Source organism: Pseudonocardia aurantiaca, assembly GCF_039526725.1.
GTDB lineage: Bacteria > Actinomycetota > Actinomycetes > Mycobacteriales > Pseudonocardiaceae > Pseudonocardia > Pseudonocardia aurantiaca.
Genome location: NZ_BAAAJG010000016.1, coordinates 40,808 through 53,851, shown reverse-complemented (window position 1 = coordinate 53,851; position 13,044 = coordinate 40,808). Strand labels below are relative to the sequence as shown.

Sequence of the window (13,044 nt, the reverse complement as noted above, 5' to 3'; positions counted from 1 at the left end):
GGATCCGCGCTCACGCCTTCCCGGTCGGGAGGGAACCGTCTCCCCCGGCGGAGGGATTCGGCGTCGGCCGTCAGCGGCGGGCGTGGCCCCTGGCTTCGGCGAGCAGTCCGGTGCGGTGCGCGCCCGCGAGCCAGAACAGCGCGCCGGCGATCAGGCCGACAACGCCCTGCGGGTAGAGCCGGCCTGCGGAGTTGAGCGCGAGCAGGACCCCGGCTGCTCCCAGCACCATGAGCGCGCCACCGAGCGCGACGAACGCCCTCACGTCGAGCTGGGAGGAGAGCGGCACGAGCGCCAGGCCGATGACGGCGCACGCCACCGGCACCCCGAGCTCACCCTGGGAGAAGTAGCCGAGCGCGGTGCCGATGCCGGCGACCAGCGCGGTCGTGACGCCGATGAGCACGAGCAGGCGGGTGCGCCCGCCGGGCGGAAGGGGGGCGCCCGAGCCGAACCGCTTGCGCAGCGCCATCACGAGCGCCCCGGCGATGCCGAGGCCACCTGCCAGGACGACGGTGCCGATGCCGGGATCGAGCGCCGCGGCGCCGACCGTCCACCAGGCCGCGCCGACGAGCGGTTCGAGGTAGGGCACGTAGGGGTGCGGCGCACGCATGCCTCAACGGTATCCATGTTGTGCGGGCGGCCGCGCCCCACGTCCGTCCCACATGTGACGTGCCAGGATTCGCGATGATCGTCCGTTACACCTGCTCCCCCACCGTCCAGGAGATCCCCGATGTCCGCTTCCGATTCCGTCCCCGTGAGCCGCCGGGCCGTCGTCCTCGGCGCGGGCGCCGCCGCCGTCGGGGTGGGGGCGCTCGTGGCGGGGTGCTCGACCGTCGAGACGCCGGGCGGCACGCCGGTGAGCTCGGACGACCCGGCCGGCACCCCGGTGGGTCAGGTGTCCGACGTGCCGGTGGGCAGCGCCCGGATCTTCGACGCGGTCGGCGTGGTTGTCTCGCAGGCCACGCCGGGGAGCTTTGCAGCGTTCTCCACCACGTGCCCGCATCAGGGCTGTGCGGTGAGCGCCGTGGAGGGCACGAGCATCGTCTGCCCGTGCCACGGGAGCAGGTTCGCCCTCGACGGGAACGTGACGACCGGGCCGGCCCCGAGGGGCCTGGACAGCCGGCCGATCACGGTGGCGAACGGCGAGATCACGCTGTCCTGATCACGCTGTCCTGATCACACCGATGTGAAGCGCTGCTTGCGCCGCACGTGCAGCCGGTACCCGACGGGCACGGTGAGCCCGCTGGTCTCGGCGACGGCGCGTTCGGCGACCTCGCGGGAGAACTCGATGCGCAGCACCGCCTCGAGGCTCGCGCGGTCGGGGAACCGCCACACCGTCGGCAGCCGCAGCATCGAGAAGCCCTGCTCGGCGAAGAAGGCCTCAACCCGGGCGGGGTCGTATCGGGGCAGGTCGGCGCGCATCCACCGGCCGTAGGGAGGCACGGACGCGTCCAGGTCGACGATCGCGATGGCGCCGCCGGCCCGCAGCACGCGCTGGGCCTCCGCGAGTCCGGGTTCGCAGCCGGGGCCGAAGAAGTAGGCGGTGCGGGCGTGGACGAGGTCGACGCTCGTGTCCGGGAGGGGCAGCGCGGTGGCGCCGGCCCGGATCACCGTGGCGCGGTCGCCCATGCGTTCGCGGGCCCGCGCGACGAGCGGCGCGTACGGCTCGACCCCGACCACCGACGCGGCCTCTGCGGCGAACACGGGCAGGTGGAACGCGTCGCCGCAGCCGACGTCGAGCACGTCGGCGCCCGCCCACGGCACGGCCTCGCGCAGGGCGGCCCAGATGGCGCCGTCGGCGTCCTGCGCGCGGTTCTCCTGCTCGTAGACGTCGGGCCAGTTCCAGATGTTGGGGCTGGGGATGACAGCCGCGGGAGCGCCGGGCCGCGGGAGGGCGGAGACGGCGCGGCGGAACGCCCGCGTCACGGGACGACGATGCTGAGCAGGGCCCAGGCGACGACGGCGGTCGGCAGCAGAGAATCCATCCGGTCGAGCAGCCCGCCGTGGCCCGGCAGGAGGTTGCCCATGTCCTTGATGCCGAGGTCGCGCTTGACCATCGACTCGATGAGGTCGCCGAGCGTGGCGCACACGACGAGGACCGCGCCCGTGATGGCGCCCGCCCACCAGGCCCCCCCGAGCAGGAGGTAGACCGACAGCGCGCCGGCCAGCATGCCCGCGATCTGCGACCCGCCGAAGCCTTCCCAGGACTTCTTGGGGCTGATCGTGGGGGCCATGGGGTGGCGGCCCAGGAGCACGCCGGCGGCGTAACCGCCGACGTCGGAGGCGACGCCGCAGATGAGGAAGGTGAGCACCCGCCCGAGGCCGTCGGGTTCCACGACCATGAGCGTGGCGAACGAGCAGAACAGCGGCACGTACGCGGCCGCGAACAGGCCCGCGGTGACGTCGCGGACGTAGTGGGCGGCACCGGCGCGCATCCGCCAGAGCAGCACCGCGAGGGCGGTGCCGGCGAACGCGATGGCCAAGCCGCCCGTGCCGAACGGCCAGGCGAGCCACACCATGGCCTGGCCGCCCACGAGCAGCACACCCAGCGGGACCTTGATATCGGCTCCGCGGCGCAGCGCTCCCGCGAGCTCCCACGTAGCGACCAGGGTGGACACCGAGAGCACGCAGATGAAGAAGTACCGGTCGACGAGCAGCGACGCGAGGATCACGGCGGCCATCGCGACGCCGACCGAGATGGCGGCGACGAGGTCGCGGCCTGCACGCGACTGCCGGCGGGCGGGGGGCGCCATCGCCGTGGCGTGCGGAGAGGAGGAGGCGGTCACCGGGCTCAGACTTCGAGGAGCTCGGATTCCTTGTGCCTCACCAGGTCGTCGACCTGATGGACGTAGCGGTCGGTGGTGCTCTGGAGCTCCTTCTCCGCGCGCCCGACCTCGTCCTCACCCGCCTCACCGTCGCGGACGATGCGGTGCAACTCTTCCATGGCCTTGCGGCGGATGTTGCGGATCGTGACGCGGGCGTCCTCACCCTTGCCGCGGGCGACCTTGACCATCTCCCGGCGGCGCTCCTCGGAGAGCTGCGGGATGATCACACGGATGATCTGGCCGTCGTTGCTGGGGTTGAGACCCAGGTCGGAGTCGCGGATGGCCTTTTCGAGCGCCCTGAGCTGGCTGGTGTCGTAGGGCTTGATGACGGCCATCCGCGCCTCGGGGACGTTGATCGAGGCGAGCTGGTTGATGGGCGTCATCGCGCCGTAGTAGTCGACGGCGACGCGGGCGAACATGTTGGGCGTGGCCCGGCCGGTGCGGACGCTGGCGAGATCGTCCTTCGCGACGGCGACGGCCTTCTCCATCTTCTCCTCGGCGTCGAAGAGCGTCTCGTCGATCACGGCTTGTCCCTTCGTCCTTGCCCTGACTCGTCAGTCCAGTCGGGCGTGCTGACGAGCGTGCCGATCCTCTCACCCCGCACGGCCCGCGCGATGTTGCCCTCCACCAGGAGGTTGAACACGATGATGGGCATCCGGTTGTCCATGCAGAGGCTGAACGCGGTGGCATCGGCCACCTTGAGCCCCTGCTCCAGCACCTCGCGGTGGGTGATCTCGTCGTAGAGCTTGGCGCCGGGGTCGAGCTTGGGATCGGCGGTGAACACGCCGTCGACTCCCTTCGCGAGCAGCAGCACCTCGGCGCCGATCTCCAGCGCACGCTGGGCGCCTGCGGTGTCGGTGGAGAAGTAGGGCATACCCACACCGGCGCCGAATATGACGACGCGGCCCTTCTCCAGGTGCCGGATGGCCCGGCGCGGGATGTAGGCCTCGGCGACCTGGCCCATCGTGATGGCGGTCTGCACGCGGGTCTCGATGTGGTGCTCGCGTTCGAGGAAGTCCTGCAGCGCGAGGCAGTTCATGACGGTGCCGAGCATGCCGATGTAGTCGGCCCGGGCCCGGTCCATGCCGCGCTGCTGCAGCTCCTCGCCGCGGAAGAAGTTGCCGCCGCCGATCACCACCGCCACCTGAGTGCCGGTGGCGACGATCGCGGCGATCTGGCGTGCGACGGTCTCGACGACCCCCGGATCGACGCCGACGCCCCCGCCGCCGAACATCTCACCGCCGAGCTTCAGGAGCACGCGGCGGAAGCCGGGGCGGGGGCCGTTGGATCCGATCCCTGGGGTGGTCATATCGTCGTCGTCCCGTCCGCCGGCCAGGCTCAGGCGTGGCCGACCTCGAAGCGGGCGAACCGCTTCACCGTGATGCCGGCCTCGTCGAGCAGCTGCCTCACCTTCGTCTTGGACTCGTCGAGTACCGAGACCTGCTCGAGCAGCACCGAGTCGGCGTACAACTTGTTGACCTTGCCCTCGACGATGCGCGGCACGATCGCGTCGGGCTTGCCCTCCGCCTTGGCAGCGGCCTCCGCCTCCCGGCGTGTGGCCTCCACCACCTCGGCGGGCACCTCGTCGCGGGTCGTGAACTGCGGGCCGGCGGCGGCGATGTGCATCGCGACGCTGCGGGCAGCGTCGACGTCGGCGCCGTCGTAAGAGACGAGCGTGCCGATGGCCGGGGGCAGGTCGGTGGCGCGGCGGTGCAGGTAGAGCACCACGGGCCCGTCGATGTGCACGTACTGCTTGATCACGAGCTTCTCGCCGATCCGCCCGGCGAGCGCCTGCACCGCGTCGGACACCGTGCCGCCGCCCAGCGGGGCTGCCTTCAGCGCCTCCAGGTCGGCGGGCTGCTGGTCGATCGCCACCTGCAGGATGGAGTCGGCGAGCTTCTGGAAGTCGGGGCTCTTCGCCACGAAATCGGTCTCGCTGTTGAGCTCGATCATCGTGCCACCGGACGCTGCGACCAGGCCGTTGGCGGTGGTGCGCTCGGTGCGCTTGTCAACCGACTTCGCGCTCTTCTCATGCAGCGCCTCGACGGCCTCCTCGATGTTGCCATCGGACGCATCGAGCGCCTTCTTGCAGTCCATCATCCCGGCCCCGGTCAGCTCCCGGAGCTTCTTGACGTCGGCGGCGGTGTAGTTCGCCATGCTGGTGCCTTTTCGTCCGTTTCTCTTCAGGCGGTTTCGGGCGAGCGCCGCCGGGGGCCGATGGGAGACCGGTCCCCGGCGGCCGCGGATCAGCCTGCGGTCTGCTGGGTGCCGTTGCTCGTGGTGGCCGGCGCGGGCTCGGCGGCCGGGTTGGGCGCCTCGCTCGGGACACCGGCGGCCGTGAGGCTGGCACCGTCGGAGCCTGCGCCATTGGCGAGCAGGTTCTGCTCCCACTCGGCCAGCGGCTCGTCGGTGGCCACGCCGGCCTCCGGCTTCTCGTCGCCGTCGCCACGACCGCGGGACGAGCGCGCCATGAGGCCATCGGCGGCGGCGCGCGCGATCACCTTGGTGAGCAGCGCGGCCGAGCGGATGGCGTCGTCGTTGCCCGGGATCGGGTAGTCGACCTCGTCCGGGTCGCAGTTGGTGTCGAGGATCGACACGACCGGGATGCCCAGCTTGCGGGCCTCGCCGACGGCGATGTGCTCCTTCTTGGTGTCGACCACCCAGACGGCGCTCGGGACCTTGGACATGTCGCGGATGCCGCCCAGGGTCTTCTCGAGCTTGTCCTTCTCACGGGTGAGCATGAGGATCTCCTTCTTGGTGCGACCCTCGAAGCCACCCGTCTGCTCCATCGACTCCAGCTCCTTGAGGCGCTGAAGCCGCTTGTGCACGGTCTGGAAGTTGGTGAGCATTCCGCCCAGCCAGCGCTGGTTGACGTACGGCATGTTGACGCGGCCGGCCTCGTCTGCGATGGCCTCCTGCGCCTGCTTCTTCGTGCCGACGAACATGATCGTGCCGCCATGGGCGACGGTCTCGCGGACGAACTCGTAGGCCCGGTCGATGTAGGACAGGGTCTGCTGCAGGTCGATGATGTAGATGCCGTTGCGCTCGGTGAGGATGTAGCGCTTCATCTTCGGGTTCCAGCGGCGGGTCTGGTGCCCGAAGTGCACACCGGAGTCCAGCAACTGCTTCATGGTGACGACGGCCACGGCCGGAGCTCACCTCTCGTTCGGGCGTGGACGCTCGGCGGCCACGCGCGCGGTTTCGCGGAGCGCCGGTCGGCGCCACCGCCCTGGCGTCGCGCCGGTGTCCGGACCCGGCAGCGGCGGGAACCTGCTGCGCGGGACCGCCCGTCCACCGTTCCCGCCCCACAGCCGGAAACCGGCCGTGCCCAGCGGGGTACGCGAGCGCGCGAAGTCACCCCGGCAACTGCCGAGGCGCAGGTCGAGTGTACGCCGAACCCCCGGACCCCCCGCCGCCGCGTCCCCACCTGTCCACACCACCCCTCCCCCATCCACAGCCTCGGCATTCCCCCGCCCCACCACCCCTCCCCCCGGCATTCTTCAACCCATGGACGCGCACCCACCCCGGCCGGCGCATCGGGAGGGGCGCGCACCGGCAACGAGGCCGGCACCAGCACGGCAGCTACCGGCAGCCGGGCCGGGGCGGCGGGCGCTGTTGCCGGCGCCCGGAACAGCCGCGCGGCCGACGTCGGCGGCCGGGCTGGGCGCGCTGGTGGCCGGGCTCGTGTGCGCGTTGGTGGCGGCGGTGGGAGGGGGTGGGGCGGGGGCGGGGGCGGACGAGCAGAAGGCGATCCACGTGGTGGCACCGGCGCCGGGCGCCGCCACGGCGGATCGCCCTCGCAGCCGGCCCGCGCCGCGCAGCCCGGCGGCGGCTGTGGCGGGGACACCCACGGTGGTGCAGGTGGCGGCGCTCGCGAGCGGGCCAGGCGGGAGCGCACTCGGTCCAGTCTCTGGGTGGGCATTGCCGGTACCAGGGAGTGCGGGCGCCCGTGAAGCGCCAGCACGTCTCGCCTCCACGGCGGCAGAGGAGGCGCCCCGAGCAGCACCCGGGCCGGCGCCTGTGTTGCCGAACCAGCCGCCGGACCTCGGCCGCCCAGCGCCGCCACCGGGCGCCGGGGTGCCTGCGCCGGGTGCCCGGTACGCGTGGCCGCTCCTGCCCGCGCCCGCTGTGCTGGCGCCGTTCCGCCGGCCTGCGCACGCCTACGGGCCGGGCCACCGCGGCGCCGATCTCGCAGGCTCGGCCGAGCAGGCGGTGCTGGCGGCGCGCGCGGGGAGTGTCGTGTTCGCCGGTCCGGTGGGCGGTCGCGGTGTCGTGTCGGTGCAGCACGACGACGGGTTGCGCAGCACCTACGAGCCGGTGCGCCCGGTGGTGGCGGCGGGTGCCCTCGTGCGGGCCGGCGACGTGATCGGCTTGCTCGAACCGGGCCACCCGAGCTGTGCGCCGGGCACGTGCCTGCACTGGGGCGTGCGCCGGGACCGCACCGAGTATCTCGACCCGCTCGTGCTGCTTCGGCCGGCGCAGGTGCGGCTGCTGCCGGTACCCGATCCGTGGCCGCTCGCGGCCGGCGCACCCTGAACCGGCCTAGTGTCCCGCGCCGGAAGTCCGGTGCGTATATCGGCGGATCCAGGTTTCCGCTGGGTGTGCCGGGGTGCGGCCCTCGTACCGGGCGTACTCGGGCCGTTCGCCGGTGCGCCCAGCGGGGAGCTGGGCCGTCGAGATATGTGATATGTGGTGGACTTGCGGCGCGGGACACTGGATCCCTGTCATCCGGTGGCCGAGTCGCTCAGCCGGCGGCCAGCTCCTCCATCCGGCCGCGCAGCCGTCCGACCAGCCGCGTGTGCAGCTGGCAGACCCGCGACTCGGTCACGCCGAGGAGCCTGCCGATCTCCGCGAGCGTGCGGTTCTCGTAGTAGTAGAGCTGCACCACCATGCGGTCGCGCTCGCCGAGCTGCTCCACGGCCACCGCCAGCAGCCGCAGAGTCTCGCGCCCCTGCAGCACGTCCATCGGGTCGGCGTCCGGGTCAGCCGCGAGGAGCTCGGAGTCGCCGCCGCTCTGCTCGTCGAGAGCCTCGACACTGACCATCTGCAGCTGCCGGGCGAGCGTGCGCACCTCGTGCAGCGGGACGTCCAGCTCCTCTGCCAGCTCGCGGTCGGTGGCCGCGCGGAGCAGGCGGCCTTCGAGCCGCTCCTGCGCTCGGTCCAGCTCGCGGACCCGCCCCCGGACGCTACGAGGCACCCAGTCCTGGGCCCGCAGCTCGTCGAGGATGGCGCCGCGGATGCGCTGGGCGGCGTAGCTCTCGAACCGGGGGCAACGGGCCGGGTCGAAGCGCTCCACCGCGTCGACGAGGCCGAAGACGCCGCATTGCACGAGGTCGGCCAGCTCGACGTAGGAGGGCAGGCCGCTGCCCACACGCTGGGCGACGGCTCGAAGCAACGGGGCGTAATGCACCACCAGGCGGTCGCGTAGCGGGCGGCGTGGATCGGCCAGGTAGGCGCGCCAGAGCCCGTCGATCTCACGCTCACCCGCGGGAGCCGCTGCCTCGGGGGCCTCGGCGGTCTCACGAATCTCGGGCGCGGGGATCTCGGGCGCGGGGATCTGGGGCGCTGCGGGGATCTCGGCGGGCGGTTCAACGAGGACTGCCGCGTGCCGGACGGCGGCCCGCAGCGGACGCACGCGCGGCGCGGCGCTCGGCGCTGCCGAGCAGGTCGTAAGGCGGATAGAGGTACCGCAAGGCGTTCTGAGCTGCGCAGGCTGGACCACTACGACGTCAGGCCCTGGGGTGCGCCTGCTCATGTACCACCTTCAAACGATCGACCGTCACATGCGTGTAGAGCTGCGTGGTCGCTAGCTTAGCGTGACCGAGCAACTCCTGTACGTAGCGTAGGTCTGCGCCGCCCTCGACCATGTGCGTCGCGGCGGCGTGTCGCAGGCCGTGCGGGCCGACGTCGGGCGCGCCGGGCACGGCGGCGAGCGCCCGGTGGACCACCACGCGCACGACTCTGGGGTCGATGCGGCCGCCGCGGGCCCCGAGCAGCAGGGCGGGCGGCGACCCGGGGCGGGCCAGCACCGGGCGGCCCGTGTCGAGCCACCGGCGCAGCGCCTCCGCGGCCGGCACCCCGTAAACGACCGTGCGCTCACGATCGCCCTTGCCGACGACGCGCAGCGCCCGCCTGCCCGCGTCGATGTCGTCGACGTCGAGGCCGCACAGCTCGGCCACCCGCACCCCAGTGGCGTAGAGCAGCTCGAGGATCAGCAGGTCGCGCAGTGCCAGCGGCTCGCTCTCGGCCGCCCCGCTGGTGGCCGCATCCAGCAACTCGGCCGTCTCCGCCGCGGTGGGCACCTCCGGAATGGCGTGGTGCGGCCGCGGTGACGACAGCCGGGCACCGGGGTCGCTCTCCGTGTGGGCGGTGCGCCGGGCCCATGCGGTGAAGGTGCGGGCCGCGGCTGCCCGCCGGGCGAGCGTGGAGCGCCCGGCTCCGGCCGCGTGCCCCGCCGCGAGCCAGCGACGCAGCGCGGGCAGGTCGAGCTCGCCGAGGTCGGTGAGCCCGGCCAGGAGCCCGGTGAGGTCGCTCCGGTAGGCGCGGACGGTGTGCGGGGAGCGGCCGCGCTCCAGTTCCAGGTGCCGCAGGAACTCGGCGAGCACCACTGCGACGGAGGGTGCGAGCTCCGGGGCTGGAGACATCCCTCGACGGTGGGCCGCCCGCCTGCTCCGGTCAAGTTTCGCCGGGCGTGTCGGCGCCGGCCGCCGCCCGGCGGCGCCACCGGCCGTCGCGGTGCTCGACGAGCGCCCGCCGCTCCAGGGTGACCAGCGCCGCGCGCACCGCGCCGATCGGCACCCCCGCCTCCATCGCGAGCCAGCGCGCTTCCCGGGCGGCTCTGGCCGGGAGGGCGTCGTGCACCAGGACCGACACCGGGTCGAGATCGTCGGTCGGCCGCCGGGGCCCGGACGGGTGCCGGTCGGCCAGGTCGACGCCGATCCGGCCGACCGCCTCCAGCACCTCCTCGGTGCGCGTGACCAGCAGGGCTCCGTCGCGGACGAGTTGGTGGGACCCTGCCGACAGGCCCGAGGTGACCGGACCGGGAACCGCCATCACGAGCCGCCCGAGACCGGTGGCGTCGCTCGCGGTGCGCTGGGCGCCGCTGCGAAGCCCCGCTTCCACGACGACGGTGCCGGCCGACAACGCCGCGATCAGGCGGTTGCGCACCAGGAATCGGTGGCGGCCCGGCACACTGCCCGGCGGGTACTCGCTGACGACCAGGCCGCCCGCGGCGATCCGTTCCAGCAGCGCCTGGTGCGCCACCGGGTAGGCGCGCTCCACGCCGCAGGCGAGCACGGCCACGGTGGGGCCATGGACGGCCAGTGCGCCCCGGTGCGCTGCGCCGTCGATCCCGATCGCGGCACCCGACACGACCGTGTAGCCGCGGTCGGCGAGCCCCGCCCCCAGCTCACCGGCCACGTGGACGCCGTAACCCGTGGCCGCCCGCGCCCCGACCACCGCGACGGCCTGCTCGCACAGCTCTCCCAGCCGCCCCGCCCCGCGGACCCACAGCGCCACCGGCGCCGCCAGCTCGTGACGGCCGCTCATCGCGCAGGCGACCAGAGGCCACTCGGGCCACTCGGCATGCTCGGGTGTGAGAAGCCGCGCCCCCGCGGCCGCCGCGGCGGCGAGATCCGCGACCTCGTGGTGGACGGTGCGGCGGGCGCGCGTCTCCCCGGCGACCTGCTCGTCGACGTGACCGGAGTGCACCCGCTCGGCCGCCTCCAGCGGGCCCACCTCGGCGACCAGCCGGGCGAGCGCGGGGGCCGGTGGCTCGGCCACCCGCGAGAGGTACGCGCGAGCGATGAGCACGTCCTCGCCGACGGCGTTCACGCCGCCCTCCGGTCACGGAAATAGAGCGCGGCCGCCACGAGGTCCTCGTCGGGACTGTCGCGGCCGGCGAGGTCGGCCAGCGTCCAGGCCACCCGGAGCGCGCGGTCGGCGCCGCGAGCCGTGAGCTCGCCCGCCCGCAGACCGGCGTCGAGCGGCCGCAGCGCTTTGCGGGGCAGAGCGAAGCGCGTGCGCAGGACCGGCCCCGGCACCTCGGCGTTGGTGCGCCAGCCCCGCTCGGCCCACCTCTCCGCGGCGGCGGCGCGCGCTGCGAGCACCCTGGCCCGCACCGCCGCGGTGCTCTCGGCGCCGTCGGAGGTGGCGGTGAGGGCCATGACCGGGAACATCCGGGCCCGCAGGTCGACGCGGTCGAGCAGTGGTCCCGACATCCGTCCGAGGTAGCGCCGCCGGGCCATCGACGGGCAGATGCAGTCACGGTCGTGCGCGGGTGCGCAGGGGCACGGGTTGGCGGCGAGCACGAGCTGGAACCGCGCCGGGTAGTGCACCGTGCCCTCGGCCCGCGAGAGCCTGACCTCGCCTTCCTCCAGCGGGGTCCGCAGGGCGTCGAGCATCTTCGCTCCCCACTCGGGAGCCTCGTCGATGAACAACACCCCTCTGTGTGCGAGCGAGACGGCGCCCGGACGGGCCATGCCGCTGCCGCCCCCGACGAGCGCGGCCATCGAGCTGGAGTGGTGGGGCGCGACGAACGGCGGCAGCGTGCTGAGTGCCCCGCCCGCCGGCAGCCGCCCGGCCACCGACCGGATGGCCGCGAGCGCGAGCGCCTCCCCGGGGGCCAGCCGGGGCAACAGCCCGGCGAACCGCTGGGCGAGCATCGTCTTGCCCGTGCCGGGCGGGCCCACCAGCAGGACGTGGTGGCCGCCCGCCGCCGCGATCTCCAGAGCGTGCCGAGCGTCCTCCTGCCCGACGACGTCGGCGAGGTCCGGCGGCTCCGGCCCGGGCCCGTCCACCGGCGGCTCGGGGCGGCGCAGCTGCCGCTCGCCGTGGAGAAACGCCAGTGTGTCGGAGAGGCTCGCGGCGCCGTGGACCTCGATGCCGTCGACGAGCGCCGCCTCGGCCAGCATGGCGGCCGGGACGACGGCGCGGCGCATCCCGGCTGCCCGTGCCGCGAGCAGGCACGGCAGCAACCCCCGCACGGGCCGCAGCCGCCCGTCGAGGGCAAGCTCGCCCAGCAGGGCGGTGCGGTGCAGTGCCTCCTGCCCGATCACCCCGCTCGTGCCGAGGACGGCGCAGGCCAGCGCCAGATCGAAGCCGCTGCCCGCCTTGCGCAGGGTGGCAGGCGACAGCGCCAGCACGATCCGCTCGTTGGGCCACTCCTGCTCGGAGTTGACCACTGCCGCACGCACGCGGTCCTTGGACTCGTGGAGCGCGGCGTCGGGCAGCCCGACGAGATGAAAGCCGGGCAGCCCGCCCCCGACGTCGGCCTCAATCTCCACGACGTGGCCGTCGACGCCGAGCAGCGCCACCGAGTACGCCCGTGCGAGCGGCATCAGAACGCCGCCTCGTAGTGCTTCACCGCGGCCGGCCGGTCAGCCTGCACGGTGACCGCGAGGACGTCGAACCGGACCTCGCACCAGCGCACCTGATGGGTGGCCAGCCAGACCTGGGTGACGCGGCGGATGCGGGCCGACTTGCGCCGGTCGACCGCCTCGGCCGGCTCGCCGAATCCGGTGCCCGTACGGGTCTTGACCTCGCACACCACGAGGCGCCTGGCATCGGTCGCGACGACATCGAGCTCGCCGTGCCGGCACCGCCAGTTGCGGGAGAGGATCAGGAGCCCCCGCTGCTCCAGGTACCGCACCGCGAGGTCCTCACCCCGGCGGCCGAGCACGTCCTTCGCTGCCATGCGTCCACGATCGGCGATCGGGGGGGCTCGTGGAGGGCGGATCGCGAAGTTGTGGACAGCTGGGGGCCGGTGGGGATGGATCGGCGCGTAGAGGGGGCGGAACCGTCGGTCAGGGGGTGTAGCGGGGTCCGGGTCAGGAGCCGAACTGGTTGCCTTCCGGCAGCCGCAGGTCGGGCTTGTCCAGCTCCTCCACGTTGACGTCCTTGAACGTCAGGACCCGCACGTTCTTGACGAACCGCGCAGGCCGGTACATGTCCCACACCCACGCGTCGGACATCCGCACCTCGAAGTAGATCTCCCCGTCGGCGTTGCGGGCCGCGACGTCGACCGAATTGGCGAGGTAGAAGCGGCGCTCCGTCTCCACGACGTAGGAGAACTGGGCGACGATATCCCGGTACTCCTTGTAGAGCGTGAGCTCCATCTCGGTCTCGTACTTCTCGAGATCCTCGGCGCTCACGAAACCTCCTCGCTGACGCTCGTCGGCCGCGTTCGCGGGGCTGCTGCGCCCAATAGTGAGCTCGCAAGCTC

General features: G+C 73.4%; 15 protein-coding genes. 2 read left to right on the top strand and 13 right to left on the bottom strand.

The features are described from left to right. Window positions 1-70: 70 nt before the first annotated feature. Window positions 71-607, bottom strand: coding sequence for a hypothetical protein (locus tag ABD143_RS24755; protein WP_343983016.1), 537 nt, complete (start codon window positions 605-607; stop codon window positions 71-73). Window positions 608-727: 120 nt separating this feature from the next. Here ABD143_RS24755 and ABD143_RS24750 point away from each other — a divergent pair, with 120 nt between their 5' ends. Then, on the top strand, window positions 728-1,159 hold the full coding sequence (locus tag ABD143_RS24750) for a QcrA and Rieske domain-containing protein (RefSeq protein WP_343983014.1): 432 nt from the start codon (window positions 728-730) through the stop codon (window positions 1,157-1,159). Between the two features lie 14 nt (window positions 1,160-1,173). Here the strand turns inward: ABD143_RS24750 and ABD143_RS24745 are convergent, their stop codons facing one another. From ABD143_RS24745 to rpsB, 6 genes are all read right to left on the bottom strand, one after another. Next, window positions 1,174-1,923: a class I SAM-dependent methyltransferase gene (locus ABD143_RS24745; RefSeq protein WP_343983011.1), complete on the bottom strand. Its 750-nt coding sequence runs from the start codon at window positions 1,921-1,923 to the stop codon at window positions 1,174-1,176. Then, window positions 1,920-2,750, bottom strand: a complete 831-nt coding sequence (locus ABD143_RS24740) for a phosphatidate cytidylyltransferase (RefSeq protein ID WP_343983965.1) — start codon at window positions 2,748-2,750, stop codon at window positions 1,920-1,922. The genes ABD143_RS24745 and ABD143_RS24740 overlap by 4 nt, the downstream gene beginning before the upstream one ends. Window positions 2,751-2,788: 38 nt before the next feature. After that, window positions 2,789-3,346 carry a ribosome recycling factor gene (gene frr, locus ABD143_RS24735; RefSeq protein WP_343983008.1) on the bottom strand — a complete coding sequence of 186 codons (558 nt, stop codon included), beginning with the start codon at window positions 3,344-3,346 and terminating at the stop codon, window positions 2,789-2,791. Then, the gene (gene pyrH / locus ABD143_RS24730; protein ID WP_379659934.1) at window positions 3,343-4,131 is read right to left on the bottom strand and encodes a UMP kinase; all 789 of its coding nucleotides are present in this window, start codon (window positions 4,129-4,131) and stop codon (window positions 3,343-3,345) included. Before pyrH ends, frr begins: the two co-directional genes overlap by 4 nt. Window positions 4,132-4,160: 29 nt before the next feature. Further along, a complete protein-coding gene (gene tsf, locus ABD143_RS24725) occupies window positions 4,161-4,979 on the bottom strand; it encodes a translation elongation factor Ts (protein WP_343983006.1) in 819 nt (272 codons plus the stop codon). 89 nt (window positions 4,980-5,068) lie between these two features. After that, on the bottom strand, window positions 5,069-5,968 hold the full coding sequence (gene rpsB / locus ABD143_RS24720) for a 30S ribosomal protein S2 (RefSeq protein WP_343983004.1): 900 nt from the start codon (window positions 5,966-5,968) through the stop codon (window positions 5,069-5,071). A 931-nt stretch (window positions 5,969-6,899) separates the two neighbouring features. Between rpsB and ABD143_RS24715 the strand changes: the two genes are divergently transcribed. Continuing rightward, on the top strand, window positions 6,900-7,358 hold the full coding sequence (locus ABD143_RS24715) for a M23 family metallopeptidase (protein WP_343983002.1): 459 nt from the start codon (window positions 6,900-6,902) through the stop codon (window positions 7,356-7,358). Between the two features lie 208 nt (window positions 7,359-7,566). Here the strand turns inward: ABD143_RS24715 and ABD143_RS24710 are convergent, their stop codons facing one another. From ABD143_RS24710 to ABD143_RS24685, 6 genes are all read right to left on the bottom strand, one after another. After that, window positions 7,567-8,457 carry a FliA/WhiG family RNA polymerase sigma factor gene (locus tag ABD143_RS24710; RefSeq protein WP_343982999.1) on the bottom strand — a complete coding sequence of 297 codons (891 nt, stop codon included), beginning with the start codon at window positions 8,455-8,457 and terminating at the stop codon, window positions 7,567-7,569. A 94-nt stretch (window positions 8,458-8,551) separates the two neighbouring features. Further along, entirely contained in the window at window positions 8,552-9,466 is a 915-nt protein-coding gene (locus ABD143_RS24705; RefSeq protein WP_343982996.1) for a tyrosine-type recombinase/integrase, read from the bottom strand. A gap of 31 nt (window positions 9,467-9,497) precedes the next feature. Then, entirely contained in the window at window positions 9,498-10,655 is a 1,158-nt protein-coding gene (dprA, locus tag ABD143_RS24700; RefSeq protein WP_343982994.1) for a DNA-processing protein DprA, read from the bottom strand. Next, window positions 10,652-12,160, bottom strand: a complete 1,509-nt coding sequence (locus ABD143_RS24695) for a YifB family Mg chelatase-like AAA ATPase (protein ID WP_343982991.1) — start codon at window positions 12,158-12,160, stop codon at window positions 10,652-10,654. Before ABD143_RS24695 ends, dprA begins: the two co-directional genes overlap by 4 nt. Beyond that, entirely contained in the window at window positions 12,160-12,516 is a 357-nt protein-coding gene (locus ABD143_RS24690) for a YraN family protein (protein ID WP_343982987.1), read from the bottom strand. The genes ABD143_RS24695 and ABD143_RS24690 overlap by 1 nt, the downstream gene beginning before the upstream one ends. Before the next feature lie 133 nt (window positions 12,517-12,649). Continuing rightward, window positions 12,650-12,973, bottom strand: a complete 324-nt coding sequence (locus ABD143_RS24685; protein WP_075954633.1) for a DUF2469 domain-containing protein — start codon at window positions 12,971-12,973, stop codon at window positions 12,650-12,652. Window positions 12,974-13,044: the final 71 nt, after the last annotated feature.

Bases quoted from the DNA above. Each gene is read 5' to 3' on its own strand.
- ABD143_RS24755 (WP_343983016.1), bottom strand. From the start codon at position 607: ATGCGTGCGCCGCACCCCTACGTGCCCTACCTCGAACCGCTCGTCGGC.
- ABD143_RS24750 (WP_343983014.1), top strand. From the start codon at position 728: ATGTCCGCTTCCGATTCCGTCCCCGTGAGCCGCCGGGCCGTCGTCCTC.
- ABD143_RS24740 (WP_343983965.1), bottom strand. From the start codon at position 2,750: ATGGCGCCCCCCGCCCGCCGGCAGTCGCGTGCAGGCCGCGACCTCGTC.
- pyrH (WP_379659934.1), bottom strand. From the start codon at position 4,131: ATGACCACCCCAGGGATCGGATCCAACGGCCCCCGCCCCGGCTTCCGC.
- tsf (WP_343983006.1), bottom strand. From the start codon at position 4,979: ATGGCGAACTACACCGCCGCCGACGTCAAGAAGCTCCGGGAGCTGACC.
- ABD143_RS24705 (WP_343982996.1), bottom strand. From the start codon at position 9,466: ATGTCTCCAGCCCCGGAGCTCGCACCCTCCGTCGCAGTGGTGCTCGCC.
- ABD143_RS24695 (WP_343982991.1), bottom strand. From the start codon at position 12,160: ATGCCGCTCGCACGGGCGTACTCGGTGGCGCTGCTCGGCGTCGACGGC.
- ABD143_RS24690 (WP_343982987.1), bottom strand. From the start codon at position 12,516: ATGGCAGCGAAGGACGTGCTCGGCCGCCGGGGTGAGGACCTCGCGGTG.